This is a genomic window from Marinomonas sp. 63XJN7_9_ISO-PGPR-S23-217 (genome assembly GCF_056173515.1).
Genome location: NZ_CM149678.1, coordinates 2710531 through 2730201 on the forward strand (window position 1 = coordinate 2710531; position 19671 = coordinate 2730201).

General features: G+C 43.7%; 15 protein-coding genes and 2 tRNA genes. 12 read left to right on the forward strand and 5 right to left on the reverse strand.

Going from position 1 to position 19671, the window contains the following annotated elements; genetic code table 11:
- The first annotated feature begins 55 nt into the window (after window positions 1-55).
- From AC0VYI_RS12605 to AC0VYI_RS12645, 9 genes are all read left to right on the forward strand, one after another.
- Window positions 56-937: an NAD(+) kinase gene (locus AC0VYI_RS12605; RefSeq protein WP_199476382.1), complete on the forward strand. Its 882-nt coding sequence runs from the start codon at window positions 56-58 to the stop codon at window positions 935-937.
- Between the two features lie 51 nt (window positions 938-988).
- On the forward strand, window positions 989-1870 hold the full coding sequence (locus tag AC0VYI_RS12610) for a rhomboid family intramembrane serine protease (RefSeq protein WP_475449753.1): 882 nt from the start codon (window positions 989-991) through the stop codon (window positions 1868-1870).
- 102 nt (window positions 1871-1972) lie between these two features.
- Entirely contained in the window at window positions 1973-2254 is a 282-nt protein-coding gene (locus tag AC0VYI_RS12615) for a YeaC family protein (RefSeq protein ID WP_475449755.1), read from the forward strand.
- Window positions 2254-3078, forward strand: coding sequence for a DUF2797 domain-containing protein (locus AC0VYI_RS12620; RefSeq protein ID WP_199476379.1), 825 nt, complete (start codon window positions 2254-2256; stop codon window positions 3076-3078). Before AC0VYI_RS12615 ends, AC0VYI_RS12620 begins: the two co-directional genes overlap by 1 nt.
- Before the next feature lie 10 nt (window positions 3079-3088).
- Entirely contained in the window at window positions 3089-5722 is a 2634-nt protein-coding gene (pepN, locus tag AC0VYI_RS12625) for an aminopeptidase N (protein WP_475449757.1), read from the forward strand.
- A gap of 192 nt (window positions 5723-5914) precedes the next feature.
- Complete coding sequence (locus AC0VYI_RS12630; RefSeq protein ID WP_475449759.1) at window positions 5915-7624, forward strand: hypothetical protein; 1710 nt, start codon at window positions 5915-5917, stop codon at window positions 7622-7624.
- Between the two features lie 293 nt (window positions 7625-7917).
- Window positions 7918-11652: a methionine synthase gene (gene metH / locus AC0VYI_RS12635; protein ID WP_475449761.1), complete on the forward strand. Its 3735-nt coding sequence runs from the start codon at window positions 7918-7920 to the stop codon at window positions 11650-11652.
- 108 nt (window positions 11653-11760) lie between these two features.
- Entirely contained in the window at window positions 11761-12369 is a 609-nt protein-coding gene (gene cobO, locus AC0VYI_RS12640) for a cob(I)yrinic acid a,c-diamide adenosyltransferase (protein ID WP_475449763.1), read from the forward strand.
- A gap of 98 nt (window positions 12370-12467) precedes the next feature.
- On the forward strand, window positions 12468-12821 hold the full coding sequence (locus tag AC0VYI_RS12645) for a RidA family protein (RefSeq protein ID WP_475449765.1): 354 nt from the start codon (window positions 12468-12470) through the stop codon (window positions 12819-12821).
- A 62-nt stretch (window positions 12822-12883) separates the two neighbouring features.
- Here the strand turns inward: AC0VYI_RS12645 and AC0VYI_RS12650 are convergent, their stop codons facing one another.
- On the reverse strand, window positions 12884-13375 hold the full coding sequence (locus AC0VYI_RS12650; protein WP_199476373.1) for a Crp/Fnr family transcriptional regulator: 492 nt from the start codon (window positions 13373-13375) through the stop codon (window positions 12884-12886).
- A 330-nt stretch (window positions 13376-13705) separates the two neighbouring features.
- On the opposite strand from AC0VYI_RS12650, the gene AC0VYI_RS12655 reads away from it, so the two are divergent.
- Complete coding sequence (locus AC0VYI_RS12655) at window positions 13706-15292, forward strand: ABC-F family ATPase (RefSeq protein WP_475443304.1); 1587 nt, start codon at window positions 13706-13708, stop codon at window positions 15290-15292.
- Window positions 15293-15382: 90 nt separating this feature from the next.
- Here AC0VYI_RS12655 and AC0VYI_RS12660 read toward each other — a convergent pair whose 3' ends face one another.
- From AC0VYI_RS12660 to AC0VYI_RS12675, 4 genes are all read right to left on the reverse strand, one after another.
- Window positions 15383-16222 (reverse strand): MOSC domain-containing protein, encoded by an 840-nt coding sequence (locus tag AC0VYI_RS12660; protein ID WP_475443306.1) that lies wholly within the window; start codon window positions 16220-16222, stop codon window positions 15383-15385.
- 162 nt (window positions 16223-16384) lie between these two features.
- Window positions 16385-17263: a protease HtpX gene (gene htpX / locus AC0VYI_RS12665; RefSeq protein ID WP_199476371.1), complete on the reverse strand. Its 879-nt coding sequence runs from the start codon at window positions 17261-17263 to the stop codon at window positions 16385-16387.
- Window positions 17264-17330: 67 nt separating this feature from the next.
- Window positions 17331-18548: a pyridoxal phosphate-dependent aminotransferase gene (locus AC0VYI_RS12670; protein ID WP_325097283.1), complete on the reverse strand. Its 1218-nt coding sequence runs from the start codon at window positions 18546-18548 to the stop codon at window positions 17331-17333.
- 183 nt (window positions 18549-18731) lie between these two features.
- Window positions 18732-19304, reverse strand: a complete 573-nt coding sequence (locus AC0VYI_RS12675) for a YajG family lipoprotein (protein WP_199476370.1) — start codon at window positions 19302-19304, stop codon at window positions 18732-18734.
- Between the two features lie 139 nt (window positions 19305-19443).
- Between AC0VYI_RS12675 and AC0VYI_RS12680 the strand changes: the two genes are divergently transcribed.
- Window positions 19444-19519: transfer RNA gene (locus tag AC0VYI_RS12680), tRNA-Glu, on the forward strand.
- Between the two features lie 55 nt (window positions 19520-19574).
- Window positions 19575-19649: transfer RNA gene (locus AC0VYI_RS12685), tRNA-Gly, on the forward strand.
- Window positions 19650-19671 lie beyond the last annotated feature (22 nt).

The window sequence follows — 19671 nt, forward strand, 5'->3', positions numbered from 1 at the left end:
CAATCCCCTGCTAGATCAGACGAATGACACCAGTAGATGAGAAAGAGAATACTAAATGAGTCTTTTTAGACGTGTTGGCATAATTGCTCGATTAGATAAGTCACAAATCCTAGAGACAGTTAAAAGTTTGATGGAGTACCTTGCCGAGAAGGGCTCACAACCTGTACTTGAAACAGGATTAGCGGCCATGATGCCTGGCCTTAAGGTGGCTTCTTCTCCGTTAAAGGAGTTGGGGAATGAATGTGACTTGGTCATGGTCGTAGGAGGAGATGGAAGTTTTCTCGGTGCGGCTAGAGCCATTTGTAATTATGACATTCCTGTTATTGGTATTAACCGTGGCACGCTAGGGTTTTTAACGGATATTTCGCCTTATGCATTGAAAGAAGAGTTGGAGCCTATTTTTCGTGGTGAATACTACGAAGAAAAACGCTTTATGATCGAAGCGAAGATAAAGCGTCAAAATAGACCGAGTGGTGAAGGTATTGCGTTAAACGATTTGGTACTTCATCCAGGCAAATCGGCGCGGATGATCCGCTTTGATTTATTCATTGATGACCAGTTCGTCATGAACCAAAAGTCAGATGGTCTGATTGTTGCCACTCCAACAGGTTCTACTGCTTATGCTCTGTCAGCAGGTGGCCCTATTATGCTACCTAAATTAGATGCCCTAGTATTAGTGCCTATGCACCCACATACATTGAGTAATCGCCCGATTGTTATTGATGCGAATGCGCGCATTCGCATCGTGGTCTGTGAGACAAATCTCACCTACCCAAGTGTTAGCTGTGATGGCCAATTGAATATAACAACGGCACCTGGGGATGAAATTCATATCACGAAAAAAGCAGGTGGCATTCGCTTAATACACCCTAAAACCCATGATTTTTACGATGTATGTCGTGACAAGTTAGGTTGGCAGTCCAGTTATAAATCCTAGCGATTGTCTAACGTTGTATCTAACAATAGGATAAGAGGTGTCACTCAGACCATGTATCTAGTTTATCAATTTTCAGCGAATGAAGACCCATCTTTATTAAGCCAAACGTTGTGGCGTTTAAAAATGTCTCATAGGATCATTGTGAATGATGGGCATCGTGAACTTTGGGTGAATCATCCATCCCATCAAGAACCTGCAGCACAGTTAGTGAAGATTTGGCTTGATGATCCCCAGATGCTCAATAAAGTCGAAATCGATCCTAGTCAACCCATTCCTCAGTCTTCATCCAGTATTGTTGAACAAATAAAAGCCGCACCAGCCACAGCCGGTGTGTTGTTAGCGGCGGTCATTGTTGCATTTGTGACTCAGCTAGGGTCGGATCTTTCAATGGTACGTTATTTTACCATTTCGCCCTTTACCGTTATTGGCGGTCAGATTCGTTTCTATTCATTATCAGATGTGCTGGCTCAAGGGGAATACTGGCGTTTACTGACTCCGGCATTGATTCATTTTAGTGTCATGCACATCGTTTTTAACGCTTTATGGGTTTGGGATGTGGGGCGTCGTTTAGAACGAATGATTGGTTCACTTGCTTGGATAGTAGGCGTTATTGTTATCGCGATATTCAGCGATATATTGCAGTTTGAAATTGATTCTAATCCTCTATTTGGTGGGTTATCAGGAGTCGTTTACGGGTTAATCGGCTTTGCTTGGCTGTTGCCGATACTACGCAAAGACTGGCCAGTTATTGTCAGTAAACCCTTGATGATCTTTTTTATGGTATGGCTGGGAATCGGTTATACGCAAATTCCTGAGTCTCTGGGATTAGGAAGCATTGCCAATACAGCCCATACGATTGGTTTATTTGCTGGATTAGCATTAAGCCTTGTTTACTGGGTGGCAACCAAACATCGGCCATTACGACAATTGTAAACCTAGTCGCCAGATTTAAAATGCCAAGCCTATCCGACAAGCGGATTGGCTTGGCCCGTTATTTATAAAGGCCGTGCGTCATAGCGGCAATGAGAGTGTGTGATGAACTTTAAAGAAATGATCGATAACATGTCCCCAGAGGTCTATGCTCGCTTGAAGCAAGCTGTCGAATTGGGTAAGTGGCCAAATGGTGTGCGCTTAACAGAAGAGCAAAAAGAGCTTTGCTTGCAGGCCGTCATTACCTACGACTATAGCAATAAGCCAGAAGAAAGCCGAGTAGGGTACATTGATCGCAACGTACATACAGGTTGTGACAGCAAAACCAGCACTAATGAGCATGAAACCGTTAAATGGGTGAACAACGACCCTAAGGGTAAGGTTTAATGTTATTGGGCAATTTGAAAAAAATGTCGGTGTCGGCTCCCTCTGGCCAAGTTCAGTATTCTTTGACTCTAGGGAATGAAAGTGTTGCTTTAAATGACCTATTAGGGCAAAAAATCTCATTGAATCTTTCCGGCGACATTCATTGTGTGCATTGTGGCCGACAAACCAAAAAGTCCTTCAACCAAGGCTTTTGCTTTCCTTGCTTTAAAAAATTGGCCGCTTGTGATGCCTGCATTATGAGTCCCGAGAAATGTCATTTCCATCTAGGAACTTGTCGAGAACCCGAGTGGGGGGAAAAATACTGTATGCAAGATCATTATGTATATCTTGCCAACTCATCAGGCTTAAAAGTAGGCATTACCCGTGGTGATCAATTACCCACCCGCTGGATTGACCAAGGGGCGACCCAAGCAAGAGCCTTGTTTCGTGTCAACAATCGTCGTATGTCGGGATTAGTGGAAACCTTATTCAAAAGCCAAGTGGCGGATAAAACCAATTGGCGTAATATGTTAAAGGGAAACGCCGCCGAGCTGGATTTAGAATATGAGCAAGAACGTTTAATCGGGTTGTTATACGAAGGGTTGGATGCATTACAGAATGAATTCGGTTTGCAATCAATTACCGATTTGTCTGATGAAAACGAAACGCATCAATTTACTTACCCCGTTTTAGACTACCCAACGAAGGTAACCAGTCTTAATGGCGATAAAACCCCTGACATAGAAGGGGTGTTAATGGGCATTAAAGGTCAATATTGGATGCTCGATACAGGCGTCATTAATATTCGCAAATACACTGGTTACCAAGCATCATTCTCATTTTAGGAGAGAGTACATGAAAGAGAGTCAACCCTCAGCAATATTATTGAAAGACTATAAGGTTCCTCCTTTTCTTATCGATAAAACCGAATTGACCTTTGATCTTGATGAGACTAGCACGGTAGTCACATCGCATTTGCATATGCGCCGTAACCCCGCCTGTGGCAAATCAACCCAACCACTGGTTTTAGATGGGGGGGAAGATGTCAAGTTAATTGGTGTTGCAATGGATGGCTATGCACTCCCTAGTGAAGAATACCGTTTGGTGGATGACAAACTGATTATTACAGCAACAGCTGATACGTTTGTTCTTACCTGCGAAACATTGATTGAGCCGCAAAACAACACGCGTTTGGAAGGCTTGTACCGCTCTTCCTCCATGTTTTGCACCCAATGCGAAGCCGAAGGCTTCCGTCATATCACTTATTATCTAGATCGCCCCGACGTTATGTCGGTTTTTACAACCACTATCATTGCCGATGAGTCACGTTACCCAGTGATGTTATCTAACGGTAATGAAATTCAGCGTAGCAAAACGGACGAAGGGAAAACGGTTGTTGTATGGCACGACCCATTCCCCAAACCTGCCTACCTTTTTGCTTTGGTAGCGGGTGATCTTGCCGTTAAGAATGATGTGTTCACAACCATGAGTAAGCGTGATGTGAAACTGCAGATTTTCACTGAGTCTCATAATATAGACAAAGTGGATTATGCGATGGAAGCCCTTAAGCGCGCTATGCGTTGGGACGAAGAAACCTATGGCCGTGAGTACGATCTGGATATTTTCATGATTGTCGCCGTAGATGATTTCAATATGGGGGCAATGGAAAATAAAGGACTGAATATTTTCAATTCATCTTGTTTACTGGCAAGCCCAGAAACGACTACGGATGATACCTTCCTTCGTGTGGAAGCCATTGTCGCTCATGAATATTTCCATAACTGGTCTGGTAATCGAGTTACCTGCCGCGACTGGTTCCAATTGAGCCTAAAAGAAGGCTTTACCGTTTTCCGTGATCAAACTTTTTCTGCGGACATGCATTCTGAAACAGTAAAGCGTGTGGAAGATGTGTCTTTTCTGAAAACGGCACAGTTTGCAGAAGACGCAGGGCCAATGGCACATCCTGTTCGGCCTGCTTCTTATATTGAAATCTCAAACTTCTATACCTTAACAGTGTATGAAAAGGGCGCTGAAATCGTTCGCATGATCCGCACCTTGTTAGGGGCAGAAGCATTCCGTAAAGGTTCTGATTTATACTTTGAGCGCCACGATGGTCAAGCAGTAACATGTGATGATTTCGTTGCCGCCATGCAAGATGCTTCTGGTGTGGATTTAACCTTGTTTAAACGTTGGTACTCGCAAGCTGGCACGCCCGTTGTAACCGTAACAGATGAATACGATGATCAAGCCAACACCTACCGTTTGACCATTAAGCAGCAAACGCCGCCAACACCGGCCCAGCCAACAAAACTTCCTCTGCATATTCCAATTCGTGTTGGCTTACTAAGCCAACAGGGCGAAGCATTAACGGTTGGTTTTCAAGATGAGCTCTCAAATGATGTCGTGCTTCATCTGAAAGACAACGAGCAAACATTTGAATTTACTGATGTGCACTGTAAACCTGTGCCATCGCTGTTACGTTCATTCTCAGCACCAGTAAAGTTGCGCTACGATTACACCACTGAACAGCTGCTTCTATTGTTATCCTGTGACAGTGATGGCTTTAACCGTTGGAGTGCGGCACAACAATTGGCGGTAAATGAGTTGAGCCAACTGATTAAGCAAGCTGAACATGGTGAGGCTTTCTCTATCGACTCGAATTTAGTGGCGGGCTTTAAAGCACTACTAGAAGACGAAACACTTGACCCTGCGATGGTAGCTTTGATTCTTGAATTGCCAAGCCAAGCCTATCTGTCTGAACTGGCCGAAGTCATTGACCCTCAGGCAATTAAAACGGCTCGTCATTTCTTGAAAGTGACCATTGCCAATGCTCTGTCCGCTCAACTTGCTGAAGTCTATAAGAAACATCTCGTCAATGGTGAATATCAAGCCAGCGCGCAAGACATTGCTCACCGCTCATTGAAAAATACAGCGCTGTCATACTGGGCTGAATCAACTGATCTGCAAGCACAAACGGCGGTAACTGAACAATTTAAGCACGCAAATAACATGACAGATCAGTTTGCCGCCTTATCTATTGCGGTGAATACGGGCCATTCGAGTGCAGCAGAAATGTTATCGGCTTTCTACGAACAATGGAAAAACGAACCTCTCGTCGTCAATAAATGGTTGATGTTAAGCGCCTCACAAGAAAGCCATGATGCATTAGGTGTTGTGAAGACTTTAATGGAACATCCATCATTTGATTTGAAGAATCCTAATAAAGTTCGCTCTGTATTGGGTGGGTTTGGTCAAAATATCTCAGGATTCCATCATAAAGATGGCTCTGGTTACCGATTCCTAGCCGATCAAATTATTGTTTTGAATAAGCGGAATCCTCAATTGGCTTCTCGGTTATGTACACCACTAACACGCTGGAAAAAACTCAAGCCAGAGTTAAGTGATCAGATGAAACAACAGTTAGAACGTATTCTTGCAGAAGATCTTTCTAAAGACGTTTATGAAGTGGTTTCAAAATCTTTGGCATAAGCTATTTTTATAAAATGCAATAGTTAAAAAAATACCCAAGACGTTTTGTCTTGGGTATTTTTTATTTCAGCATCTACAATCAAAGAAGCTATTGAAAAGAGTGAAAAATTTACGTTTTTTTTGCATTTCACTCTGGATTCTGGCATAACAGATTAACTAATTGATGAGCTTGGGTTTGTTTAGGGGCATATAATGATAAGTCGCACCACTTTGTTTATACCTATTGCATTAGGACTCATGACCACGGCTTGTAGCACGACGAGTAATACGTCATCGCAAGGTCAATCCAGCACAATTGGAGCCGTTGCATCAGCACAGCAAAATCCGACAAACACAAATCAGAAGGCCTCCCTTCAAGAAACATTGCAAGCCAAAAACCAGCGTATTGAAGCGCTGCAGCAGACATTAGCGAAGAACCAAAGCAAATTGACTGAATTACAACATCAGCTGGATGAAAAAGACGCCTTAATAGATGCTCTTGGAAAATCATCATCAAATTCTGACTCCTTGGTTGCTCTAGAAAAGGAAAAGCGACTACGCAGTGATTTAGAATCTCGATACGCTAAGCTTAGGGTTGATAATGACCAACTTAATAAAAAAATTGCCCAGCTGAAAACAGAAAATGCCTCTCTTAAAAAACAACTTACAAGCCGCCTTTCTGTAAACAAAGCGTCACAAAATCAAGACAACACAAATGCTACGTTGGATTTTGTAAAACTAAACAAAAGCTATCAAACGCTAAACTCTGCTTATTCCGCCTTGCAAAAAAAATACCGTTCACTAGAAAGCAAGCAAAAAACCTTACAACAGCGCTATAACAAATTGACCCTTGATAATTTATCCGACCAGAAAGCATTAGACTCACTAAAAGCAGAGAATTTAAAGCTGGGAGGTCAAATATCCGATGCCAGAGCACAACAAGAGTCTTTATGGGATAAAATTCACGTACAAGAAGGCATGATAAAGCACCTACAGGCTAAATTAACTGATCAATATAGAAATCAATCAACGTCTTCTGACGACACGGCAACCAACCAAGAAAGCAGTCAGATTCGGGGCCAGATAGCGACTCTTGAAGCAAAGTTAAACGCACAGGCAAGTTTGATTGACGATTATAAAAAGAATGTACAGACACTTAAAAAGCAACTTGCACAACACACGGTTGATGCCCGTCACATAGAGGCTTTAGAGTCGCAATTAGCTCAACTCGAACGAATGAATGTTGATGCGAACAAGGCGCTTAAAGACAGCAATAAAGCGTTATTAGCAAGCCAGGCTCAAGCCGAATCGTTATCGGATCAATTGACTGGCCTAGAACAAGATAAAGCCAATTTAGAGAAAGAGTTGGCCTCTTTAAAAGAACAATCAGCCAAAGATGCTGCAGAGCGGACTAAATTGGCGGCTCAAGTGAATGACTTGATTCCGTTTCAAGCGGAAGTAGCCTCTCTTAAAAATCAGCTAGCCGTTAGTCTAGAAAGTGTGACTTGGCAGCTTCCTAAAGAAGCCTCTTTACATAATAACTTCGAGATTGTTGTCACCGCCCGCGTCGCTAATCCTGTAGCAGGGCAAAGTTACGTTGCTCAGTTGGTAACGGATAGTGCCATCCAAATGATCAGCAGCCCTAAAGTTGAAGCATCGCTCCAAAATGGTCAATTGCAATGGCGTTGGCGATTAAACGGCCTAAACGAACGCCCCAATGCTAAATTGAACTTATTTGTGTCGCAAGAAATGAACTACCACAATCAAGTTATCTTAAGACAAGTGTACGATGGTAGTGAAACAATGGCGCTGAAGAACGATAACTTACTGGATAAATATGGCTTCTGGGCTGGTGCAATATTACTTGGGTTAGCTGGTGGCTTTGGGGCAGGCTATATGAGTAGGAGAAAGAAAGAGGCATAATTTGCTATTTTTTCAAACGCGCTCTCTAGTTAATAAAGCGGCCTACCATACCACGAACTAGTGATAAGAAACAGATGACATAGGTGTCGCGGCCAGCCATTCTAAGCCCTTGCTTTCCAAGAAGAAGCAGGGCTTTTTTGTCTGTGGGTTTTCAATGGAATTAGTTCACTTTACTCTTCTTGCATTGTGTCTTTGATGAGTCAGATCATTCAATTCTACATTATTAATATTCAACACTTAGCGGCTAAGTTTTAGGTATAGTAAGCTCGCATATTCATATTGAGGTAGTGACAGTGGTAAAGTCCAAATCGTATTCCATTATTGAAGCGCGTTTAGCGCAAAACGTACTGATTCTTGATGGCGCAATGGGAACCATGATTCAGTCGTACAAGCTTGAAGAGCAAGACTACCGTGGTGAACGTTTTGAAGACTGGGAGAGCGAGCTAAAAGGGAATAATGATTTACTGTCATTAACACAACCAAAAATCATCAAAGATATCTACTCAGCCTATTTAGCGGCGGGGGCTGACATCATTGAAACAAACACCTTCAATGCTAACTCCATTTCCATGTTGGATTACCATATGGAGGCGCTTAGTTATGAGCTGAACTACGAATCAGCTCGATTAGCGCGCGAAGCCGCTGATGAATTCACTCAGCAAAACCCTGAGAAGCCTCGCTTTGTCGCTGGTGCCGTAGGGCCGACCAGCCGAACTTGTACGATTTCGCCAGATGTTAACGACCCAGGATTCCGTAACATACACTTTGATGAGCTAGTCGAGGCTTATACGGTCGCTGTTGATGGCCTTATTAAAGGCGGTGTGGACCTCATTCTAATTGAGACGATTTTCGACACCTTAAATGCCAAAGCCGCCATTTATGCTGTATTAGATTATTTCGAAAAAACAGGCGTTCGTTACCCAATTATGATCTCAGGTACCATTACGGATGCGTCTGGCCGAACCTTATCTGGTCAAACCACTGAAGCTTTTTGGAACTCTATTGCGCATGCTAAACCACTTTCTGTGGGGTTAAATTGTGCGTTGGGGCCAAAAGATTTGCGCCAATATGTGGAAGAGTTATCGCGCATTGCTGATACACATGTATCGGCACATCCTAATGCTGGCCTGCCTAACGCGTTTGGCGAATACGATGAAACGCCGGAAGAAATGCTTGAAGAGATTCAAGGGTGGGTCGATTCCGGTTTTATTAATATCATTGGTGGCTGCTGTGGGACGACACCAAATCACATTGAAACCTTTGCTAAAGCCTTCGCCCAATCTGCGCCCCGTGAGATTCCCACTATCGAAAAAGCCTGTCGTTTATCTGGGCTTGAACCGTTCAATATTGATGGAAACACTTTATTTGTGAACGTTGGCGAGCGGACCAATGTTACGGGCTCAGCGATGTTTAAGCGCTTGATTAAAGAAGGGGACTTCGATACAGCACTGGATGTTGCTCGTCAACAAGTAGAAAACGGCGCGCAGATTATCGATATCAACATGGATGAAGGCATGCTGGACTCCAAGGCTGCCATGGAGCGCTTCCTTAAGTTGATCGCATCTGAGCCTGACATCTCGCGTGTGCCTATCATGCTGGACTCATCTAAGTGGGACATTCTCGAAGCAGGTTTGAAATGGATTCAAGGTAAAGGGGTTGTTAACTCCATTAGTATGAAAGAAGGGGAAGACAACTTTCGAGAGCAAGCGAAAAAGCTCATGAAATACGGTGCAGCGGTTATCGTGATGGCATTCGACGAACTCGGCCAGGCGGATACTCGAGAGCGAAAAATCGAGATTTGTCGACGCTCTTACAAAATCCTAGTTGATGAAGTCGGCTTTCCGCCAGAAGACATTATTTTTGACCCCAATATTTTTGCCATAGCGACCGGTATTGAAGAGCACAACCGTTACGCGTTAGATTTTATTGAAGCAACGGGAGACATTACCCGTGAGCTGCCCTATGCCAAGGTGTCTGGTGGGGTGTCTAACGTGTCGTTTTCATTCCGAGGCAACAATCCTGTTCGCGAAGCCATCCATGCTGTGTTTTTATATCATGCGATTAAGCAGGGTATGACTATGGGAATCGTCAACGCTGGTCAATTAGCTTTGTATGAAGACATTCCAATTAAATTGCGTGATGCAGTAGAAGATGCCGTCTTGAATCGTACGCCGGATGCGACCGATAACTTGCTAGCCATTGCTGGTGAGTTTGCAGGTACTGGCGAGGTCGCAGAAAAAGAAACACAAGAGTGGCGCAACTTACCCGTAACAGAACGTTTAAGCCATGCCTTGGTCAAAGGGATTACTGAATTCATTGATGATGACACCGAAGAAGCACGTCAAGCGTATGCCCGTCCTTTGGAGGTCATTGAAGGACCTCTTATGGATGGAATGGGCATTGTGGGGGATTTATTCGGTTCAGGTAAAATGTTCTTACCTCAGGTGGTCAAATCGGCTCGAGTCATGAAAAAAGCCGTTGCTTACTTAATGCCTTTTATTGAAGAAGAGAAACGCCTGAACATGGACACCGCATCGTCCAGTAATGGCAAAATTGTCATGGCCACCGTAAAAGGCGATGTTCATGACATTGGTAAAAATATTGTTGGCGTTGTTTTGCAATGCAATAATTTTGAAGTCATTGACCTTGGGGTCATGGTTCCTGCCGAAAAAATATTGCGTACCGCCAAAGAGGAAGGAGCCGATATGATTGGCTTATCCGGCTTGATTACCCCTTCATTGGATGAAATGGTGCATGTGGCAAAAGAAATGGAGCGACAAGGCTTCAACCTGCCAGTAATGATTGGCGGAGCAACCACTTCCAAAGCCCATACTGCGGTTAAAATTGAGCAAAACTATAAACAAAATCAAGTGGTTCATGTTACCAATGCCTCACGCAGCGTGGGGGTTGCCAGCGCTTTACTGAGCAAGGATAAAAACCGCCGACAAGCCTTTATCGATGAGATCAAAGTCGATTATGAAAAAACGCGCCTGCGCTATAAAGACCGAGCCAAAGCAGGTCGTCGAGTCTCACTGGACAAAGCGCGTCTAAATAAAACCCCCGTCGATTTTTCCAGTGGCATAGTGACGCCCAATAAAATCGGCCTTACAGTGCTGACTGAAAATGATATCGATTTGGCTGAAGTGCGACATTACATCGATTGGACACCCTTTTTCCAAACGTGGGAATTGGCTGGCGCTTATCCACGCATTTTAACGGACGAAGTGGTTGGTGCAGAAGCGACGCGTGTTTATAACGATGCGCTTGCCATGTTGGATAACGTGATCGCGAATGCCAGTTTACAGGCGCGTGCCATAGTGGGTTTATTTCCAGCCAACCAGGTAGACGATGACGACATCGAGATTTATGCAGACGAGTCTCGCAGTGAAGTTATAGAACGTTTATCTTTCTTGCGTATACAAAATGAACTGACGGCACCGGGAAAATATAACCATAGCTTGGCCGACTTTGTTGCCCCTAAAGCGTCGAAGATTTCTGATTATATCGGTGCTTTTGCGTGCGCTGCGGGTTTTGGTATTGAGCCCATCGTCGCGAAATACGAGGCTGATCACGATGATTATAATTCTATTATGATCAAAGCTGTTGCGGACCGTTTAGCCGAGGCCACAGCAGAGTTCTTACATGAAAAAGTGCGTAAGGAGATCTGGGGCTATGCACCAGATGAAAGTTTGACTAGTGCGCAATTAATTAAAGAAAAGTATCAAGGGATCCGCCCTGCGCCAGGGTATCCTGCTTGCCCTGATCATACAGAGAAAGCCAAACTGTGGTCACTATTGAATGTCAAAGATAATATTGATATGGAAATTACAGAAAGCTTTGCTATGTTGCCAACAGCAGCGGTCAGTGGGTGGTACTTCGCCCATCCAGCCTCAACGTATTTTGGCATTGGCAAAATAGGTCCTGATCAAGTGGATGACTACGCCAAACGTAAGGGTATGAGTAAAGAAGATACTGAACGCTGGTTAGCGCCAAATCTCGGCTATGATCCAGAGGATGATAGAGTGTAGTATGACGGGTTGTTAACTCTCATTATTTGCCTTATCAATATCTGTCCTATTGATAAGGCACTCTCTTAACTCTCTCATTGTTAATTTACATCAACTAGGAAGTCTATTGTGTCAAAAGCAATTCAAGACCCAGAAAAACATCAAAAACGCATGCAAAACATCAAAAAGCATGTAGACAAACGTATCGCCAAGGCCCAAGAAGATAAGGGAACCTTTGTACTCTTAACTGGTAATGGGAAAGGGAAATCCAGTTCAGCATTAGGAATGGTCGCTCGTGCGTTGGGTCATGGTATGAAAGTAGGGGTAGTGCAATTTCTAAAAGGTGAGTGGAACACAGGAGAAATTGATTTTTTTAAAAAACAAGACGGCATTAGATGGGAAATTATGTCCTCTGGCTTTACATGGGAAACGCAAAATCGTGAGGCGGACATCGCTTCTTCAGAAGAGGCCTGGCAAAAAGCAGCGGATATGCTGGCGGATGCAAGCCTCGATTTAGTAGTGCTCGATGAACTGACATATCTACTTCATTATGAATATCTTTTTGAAGATCACGTTCTGGAAGCGCTAATGAATCGACCAGAGCGTCAGCACCTTGTGGTGACAGGAAGAGGAGCGAGTGACGCTTTAATCGAGTTAGCGGATACCGTCAGTGAGATTAAGGAAGTGAAACATGCTTTTAAACGTGGCATAAAAGCTCAGAAAGGATTGGAATTTTAATTCTTTGCAGTCAAAAACGCCAATTTTTTGCAGATTTACGGGTGAATATTCTTTTCAAATGTTGTTAATATTCTGCTTTATTTATATTGAGGTGGATTATGAAAATTGAGCGCCAAGAAATCACGCCACGCATGAGTCGTATTGTGAAGCACAATGGTACCATTTACCTTTGTGGACAGGTGGCGGCGGATGCAAATGCAGATATTACTGAGCAAACTCAAACCATGTTAGATAAAGTGGAAGCCTTATTAGAACAAGCGGGCTCTAGTAAAGAACATCTTTTATCGGCCACTATTTATCTTCGCGACATGAAAGATTTTGCCGCAATGAACGATGTTTGGGATGCTTGGGTTGTACAAGGGCACACGCCAGCACGTGCCTGTGTTGAGGCTCGTTTAGCTCGTCCAGAGTTATTAGTTGAGATCTCAGTTATAGCAGCAGAGAAATATTAAGCGCGGCGTAAATTACGCCGGTAATGTTTTGGTAGACAAGCCCAAGATAAAACAGGCCTCATTTAGGTATTGATGCTTATGTGATTTTCTACCAATGCATTACCGAGCACCCGTAGTGACCTTGCCATATCCCGAGATAAATTCATTAATAAAATACCAAAGTCAAACGCGTGATCATCATGAAAGTCACTAAACAATTGGCTGGTAATCTCTAATACAATGCTGTTTTCTTTGGCAATGGCTTTACCTACTTTATCGTGCAAAGCAATCATTGAGACGAAACCGACGGCTTCACCAAAGTTGATGGTTCTGGTATGAGAGGTTTGGTTATTGTGGGTTTTGTAGAAATCTAAACGACCTTCCAAGACAATGTAAAAACGGTCACCTTTATCTCCATAGTCAAACAGCTGCTCACCAGCGTCCAGTTCTATAAGCACGCCATTGTTAAGTAAATACGTAATAGAGCGTTCCGATAGGGCACCAAAAACCGAGCCTTCTTTGAGCTTAGATGGCTCTAGATTATAGTTTGTGTCTTGCTTAAGGACGGTTTTCATTATGGTCTCCCGTCAATCAATGTCTCTTCTCTGTCGATAGTAATCCTTTGTTTGTTAGCTTTGTATCCCTGTTTCTATAAGTTTTAGCGTCTTCTATCATTTAATGACAGCCTGTTTCTGTGTTGAGTCGTAATAATTGGAGTAAGATTGTAAGCAATTGTTCCATTGATCTCGCGTATTTTTTGTTAGTTTTTAAGCGTTTTTGATTTTTTATCAGTAATTTTATCTAGTACCTTAAAGAGCAAGGTAGATCTGTGCGATAATGCTGACCATTAATGCAAGCCGCCAACTTAGGTGCGCTCAATTTACTTTTAAAAGCGGAAAAATACCTTGTTAACAACTGCCAATATCACCATGCAATTTGGTGCCAAGCCTTTATTCGAGAATGTGTCTGTTAAGTTTGCTGAAGGCAAGCGCTACGGTCTAATCGGTGCAAATGGGTGCGGTAAATCCACCTTTATGAAAATCCTTGGCGGCGACTTAGAGCCAAGTTCTGGTAACGTGTCTAAAGACCCAAATGAGCGCCTTGGTAAATTAAAACAGGATCAATTCGCTTACGAAGAATATTCTGTTATCGATACTGTGATTATGGGGCACACAGAGCTGTGGGCCGTTAAATCTGAAAAAGATGCGATTTACGCCAATCCCGAAATGACCGAAGAGGATGGGCTTCGTGCGGGGGATTTGGAAGCGGAATTCGCTGAAATGGACGGCTACACTGCCGATGCGCGTGCCGGAGAATTGTTATTAGGGGTAGGGATTCCAACCGAGCAGCATTATGGCTTAATGAGTGAAGTCGCACCAGGGTTAAAGCTACGTGTATTGCTTGCTCAAGCATTGTTCTCTGATCCAGATATTCTGTTGCTTGATGAGCCTACCAATAACTTGGATATCAATACCATTCGATGGTTGGAAGGCGTATTGGTTGAGCGCAACTGCACCATGATCATCATTTCCCATGACCGCCACTTCCTTAACTCGGTTTGTACCAATATGGCGGATTTGGATTACGGCGAATTGCGTTTGTTTTCAGGAAACTATGATGAATACATGACCGCCGCAACACAAGCTCGCGAGCGTCTATTATCGGATAATGCGAAGAAAAAGGCACAAATCAACGAGCTGAAATCGTTCGTGAGTCGTTTCTCTGCTAACGCTTCGAAATCGAAACAAGCCACCTCGCGCGCGAAACAGATAGACAAAATCCAACTTGAAGAAGTCAAACCATCAAGTCGTCAAAGTCCTTTTATTCGTTTTGAACAAGAGAAAAAATTACATCGTATGGCCGTTCAGGTGGAGAATGTGGCCAAGTCTTACGATGAGCAGCTATTCAGCGGCCTGAATATGATGGTGGAAGTCGGTGAGCGTATCGCCGTTATCGGCCCGAACGGAATTGGTAAAACGACGCTACTTAAATGTTTGGTTGGTGACACGGAACTGACTAAAGGGGAAGTGAAATGGTCTGAGAATGCTAATATAGGCTATTACGCTCAGGATCATGCCCATGAATTCACCAAAGACGTCGATTTGATTGAATGGATGGGGCAGTGGGCTAAAGAGGGTGATGACGAGCAAGTGATTCGTGGCACGCTGGGTCGCCTGTTGTTCTCACAAAATGACATCAAAAAGTCGGTAAAAGTACTTTCTGGTGGAGAGCAAGGTCGAATGCTGTTTGGCAAACTGATGTTGCAAAAACCAAATGTGCTAGTAATGGATGAGCCGACCAACCATATGGATATGGAGTCGATTGAGTCTTTAAACCTAGCGCTGGAAAACTACCCAGGAACATTGATTTTTGTCAGTCACGACCGCGAATTTGTCTCCTCTTTGGCGACTCGCATTGTTGAAGTGACCAGTGATGGCATTGTTGATTTCCACGGTACTTACGACGAATATTTAGCCAAACAGGACGTTTAATATCTTGTATTGAGTGAACACGTTAGTGATTCACAATAAAAAGGGAGCCTGTATCGAGAGGCTCCCTTTTTTATCTCTGCTAAAATGACGTTAGCGTTTGTCTTGATAAGTAAAGGCTTCTTGATACTCTAAAACCTCCATTTTGTCGCCCACGTTAATCTCCCCTGTATTGAGGGCAATGAGATTGATGCCAAAATTGATGGCTTTTTCCTCAGGCTGCAAGCGAAACTTGCCTAATGTTTTCATTGGTTCGCCTTTTTTACTGCGTAGTGCCGTCTCTGGGTGTACAGTGGTAAAAATACAGCGAGCGCAGGGTTTTACATTCTCAAATTCGACGTCACCTATCCGCAGACGTTTCCATGTCTCTTCCTCAAAGGGCTGAGAGCCCGTCACAACAAGATTGGGACGAAATTGCGTCATCTGTATGTTTTCTTGGCATGTACGATTTAACTCCTCTAGAGAAGCTTGGGAAGTTAAGTGGAATGGGTAACCGTCGGCAAAGCCCACGGGACTTTCAGGCCTTCTTTTCGTGAACCGTTCAGATTGCTCACCAAAATAAACCAAGCGAACATCACTGTTTAATACTTGGCTAAACCAAGCATTGGCCAGCTCCGAACAATGTTGTGCTTTTAGTGATTTTTCCCAAATCACAACATCTTGATAGGTAGAGCTAAGGGTCGCAGGGTCTAATACCAGCTTAATAGCAGTATCAGGATGAGACAGTTCCCATGTTTTATTAGTAAGCCGCTCAGCTTTGATCAAGACCAACTGAGGAAACTCTCGGCCAGTGATAAATTCGCCATTTGAATTGATGAGCATATAGCGACGATCCCCAGTTAACCCAAACCACTCTACTTGGCTTTGTGCTAATTCCACGCCGTGGATGGATTTGATTGGGTAGATAGAAATCGAAGACAGAGAATAGGGCACAATAGGTTCTTCCTTTTACAACGGGTAATTTCTTATTATGCCGATAAGGTAACGTCACACAAGCCCTTTAAGGGCGTTTGTTCACTTGTCTATCGTGAAGTGAAAACAAAAAAAACGCCCAACGGATCGGGCGTTTTTTGTTGTATCAAACTGTGTATCTGACTATAAAGCTTGCAGTGCTTTAATTCGATCATTGATAGGTGGGTGGCTTGAGAACAACTCCCCCAATGTTGGCATTTTGCCGCGATTAATTCCGAAAGCAACCATACCATCAGGCATGTGACTCTCTTCGTGCTCACTTTGCAAACGTGCCAGAGCAGCAATCATAGCGCCTTTACCGCCTAGACGAGCACCCGCCTCATCGGCTCTGAATTCACGGTAACGAGAGAACCACATCACAATCATTGAGGCGAGAATGCCGAATAAAATTTCGAAAACAAATGTAGCGATGTAGTACCCCCAACCAACGGAGCCTTCGTCGTCATTTTTGCGCAAAAACTGATCTACAGCATAAGCGGCGATACGAGCAAAGAACATGACGAAGGTGTTAACCACACCTTGAACCAGAGTCAGGGTTACCATGTCGCCGTTCGCAACGTGACCGATCTCGTGGCCTAACACTGCTTTGATTTCATCTGGTGGAAAACGTTCAAGCATACCGCTTGAAACAGCAACCAAAGCATCGTTTTTGTTCCAGCCAGTAGCGAATGCGTTTGCATCGTGGGACGGAAAAATAGCCACTTCTGGCATTTTGATGCCCGCTTCTTTTGATAATTGAGCAACCGTATCCAACAACCAAGCTTCTTTATGGTTGCTTGGTTGTGCAATCACCACCGCGCCAGTGCCACGCTTGGCCATGAACTTGGACATCAGTAGCGAAATGATACTCCCCGTAAAACCAAAAACACCACAGAAAATCAGTAACGAAGTGAAGTTCAACCCGTTACTGGTCATATAGTTATTAACGCCCAGCAAGCTGAGAATCACACCAGCCACCAACATGACGGCCAAGTTCGTGAGTAAGAACAGAATGATACGCATAACCATGCTCCTTAAAAGATTGTTAAGGAGCATGATAGGGCCGTTTGGTGGAAATTCAAGCAGAGAGTTAACGCTTTCTTAATCGATCTAAAAAGGCGGCAAATCGCTCCATGGCAGGGGTGAGTTGTTCTATATGTGGCAGGAAGACAAAACGCACATGATCCGGTGTTGGCCAGTTGAATCCAGTCCCTTGTACAATCAGTACCTTCTCTTCCTGTAAAAAACGCAAAATGAAATCCATATCATCTTTTATTTGATACATTTTAGGGTCGAGTCTCGGGAATAAATAGAGCGCCCCTTGTGGTTTATGGCAGTGTACGCCAGGAATGGCATCTAAAGCCTCCCAAGCGACACGACGCTGCTCGTATAAGCGACCACCTGGCTCGATTAACTCATTAATGCTTTGGTAACCTCCAAGAGCAGTCTGCACCGCGTGCTGTGCAGGCACGTTGGCGCATAAGCGCATTGAGCTCAAAATATCCAACCCTTCGATGTAATCTTTAATACCCGACCTGTCGCCAGTGACGATCATCCAGCCCGAGCGAAAACCGGCTGTTCGATACACTTTTGATAGACCACCAAAAGTTATGCAAGGTGCTCTCCCTTCAGTTAAGGTACTGGTTGGAATATGGGTAGCACCGTCATACAAGATCTTATCGTAGATTTCATCAGAGAAAATGAGCAGATCATGCTCAGCAGCAATGTCGATGATACCTTCCAGAATACCTTTCTCATAAACAGCACCTGTTGGATTATTTGGATTAATAATCACAATGGCTTTGGTTTTATTGGATATCTTGGAGCGAATATCTTGTAAATCCGGTTGCCAACCTGCACCTTCGTCACAATGGTAGTGTCTGACGTACCCGCCAGATAACGTTGCTGCCGCCGTCCACAATGGATAATCTGGTGCCGGGATCAAAATTTCGTCGCCATCGTTCAGCAAGGCTTGCATCGCCATCACTATCAGTTCACTAACACCGTTGCCCATCCAAATATAATTAACATCTGAGGATTTGACCCCGAGTGCCTGGTATTTTTGCATGACCGCTTTGCGTGCAGAGTATAACCCCTTGGACTCACAATAACCTTGAGCGGTTGGAAGATTTCGAATGACATCGACGAGAATTTCATCTGGTGCTTCGAAGCCAAATGGGGCAGGGTTGCCTATGTTAAGCTTCAAAATACGCTGTCCTTCTTCTTCCATGCGCATGGCCTCTTTTAAAACAGGACCACGAATTTCATAGCAGATATTTGATAATTTGTTTGACTTTCGAATGTGCACGTTAATTCCTCGTTAAGCTGGCAACCTTAAGTCCGTAGTAAATTCTGTCGTCAAATAGTAGCACGACCTTTTAGCATGAGGCATTCAAGATGAGAGCTAAAGGTTCCATAAAGTTAACCTGAGGGGATAATGAAGAGGGGAGGCCACACAGCGCTCCCCAACTTTTTAAATACTTGGGTGGTGTTACTGTTGAAGGAGCTTGATGATACTTTGATCTTCTAGTAGTCGAGTAACAGTTTTACTCGCTAGCCCATTCATATCTTTTTGCACAGCAGATTGATAGGGCAGAGTTCCGTATTCTTCGGTTTTTTGTGATGCGAATGTCGCTTTATACGTTTCATCTCCAGCTGTTACCGTCACATTCAATGCAAAGTTTAACGTCGCAATCGTTTTTAAATTATCCACTTTAGTGGTGTAACTCATTTTTGTAATCACAACGTCGACTTTCGCCGGTGGCAAAACACCCTGGTCTAAAGTAAAGCCTAACTTGCGAAGACCATTCACAATACTTTGGTTAACACTTTGTTTTACATCGTTAGTAGTAAATATATCCGCATGTTCATTTAAGCCAGTTTTGATTGATCCTATTTGGTTGCCTATATTTGTCGTTGTACTGACTTGAATCACTCGATTATTAGTGAGTTTTTCGCTTTGGATAGCTGCAGTGGGATCTATTTGTATGTAGTGCGTCGTTGAACAGCCAGCGAGTAAAGCGGCTGACAATGTAAAAGTCAAAATAAGACGTTTATTAAGCATAGTTGCTCCATTTTTATACAAAATTGTTGTAAAACAAGTGTTTAATCTACTAACTTAGCAGATTATTAAAAAAAATGTTGATTTTCCAAATAGTAACAGTAATATACGCACCCGCTCACACAGCAAGACGTGAATCAATGTCCCGTTCGTCTAGAGGCCTAGGACACCGCCCTTTCACGGCGGTAACAGGGGTTCGAACCCCCTACGGGACGCCATCTAATTATACTGATGGTAGTTTACTTCTCTTTGGTGCTGTATGAAAAGTATTTTGCGGGAATAGCTCAGTGGTAGAGCACAACCTTGCCAAGGTTGGGGTCGCGAGTTCGAGCCTCGTTTCCCGCTCCATTTTCACTTAGATGTGAAGATC

What these genes read in the sequence shown, in the direction of transcription:
- AC0VYI_RS12605 (WP_199476382.1), top strand. Translation starts at nt 56, where the DNA reads ATGAGTCTTTTTAGACGTGTTGGCATAATTGCTCGATTAGATAAGTCA.
- AC0VYI_RS12610 (WP_475449753.1), top strand. Translation starts at nt 989, where the DNA reads ATGTATCTAGTTTATCAATTTTCAGCGAATGAAGACCCATCTTTATTA.
- AC0VYI_RS12615 (WP_475449755.1), top strand. Translation starts at nt 1,973, where the DNA reads ATGAACTTTAAAGAAATGATCGATAACATGTCCCCAGAGGTCTATGCT.
- AC0VYI_RS12620 (WP_199476379.1), top strand. Translation starts at nt 2,254, where the DNA reads ATGTTATTGGGCAATTTGAAAAAAATGTCGGTGTCGGCTCCCTCTGGC.
- pepN (WP_475449757.1), top strand. Translation starts at nt 3,089, where the DNA reads ATGAAAGAGAGTCAACCCTCAGCAATATTATTGAAAGACTATAAGGTT.
- AC0VYI_RS12630 (WP_475449759.1), top strand. Translation starts at nt 5,915, where the DNA reads ATGATAAGTCGCACCACTTTGTTTATACCTATTGCATTAGGACTCATG.
- AC0VYI_RS12645 (WP_475449765.1), top strand. Translation starts at nt 12,468, where the DNA reads ATGAAAATTGAGCGCCAAGAAATCACGCCACGCATGAGTCGTATTGTG.
- AC0VYI_RS12650 (WP_199476373.1), bottom strand. Translation starts at nt 13,375, where the DNA reads ATGAAAACCGTCCTTAAGCAAGACACAAACTATAATCTAGAGCCATCT.
- htpX (WP_199476371.1), bottom strand. Translation starts at nt 17,263, where the DNA reads ATGCGTATCATTCTGTTCTTACTCACGAACTTGGCCGTCATGTTGGTG.
- AC0VYI_RS12675 (WP_199476370.1), bottom strand. Translation starts at nt 19,304, where the DNA reads ATGCTTAATAAACGTCTTATTTTGACTTTTACATTGTCAGCCGCTTTA.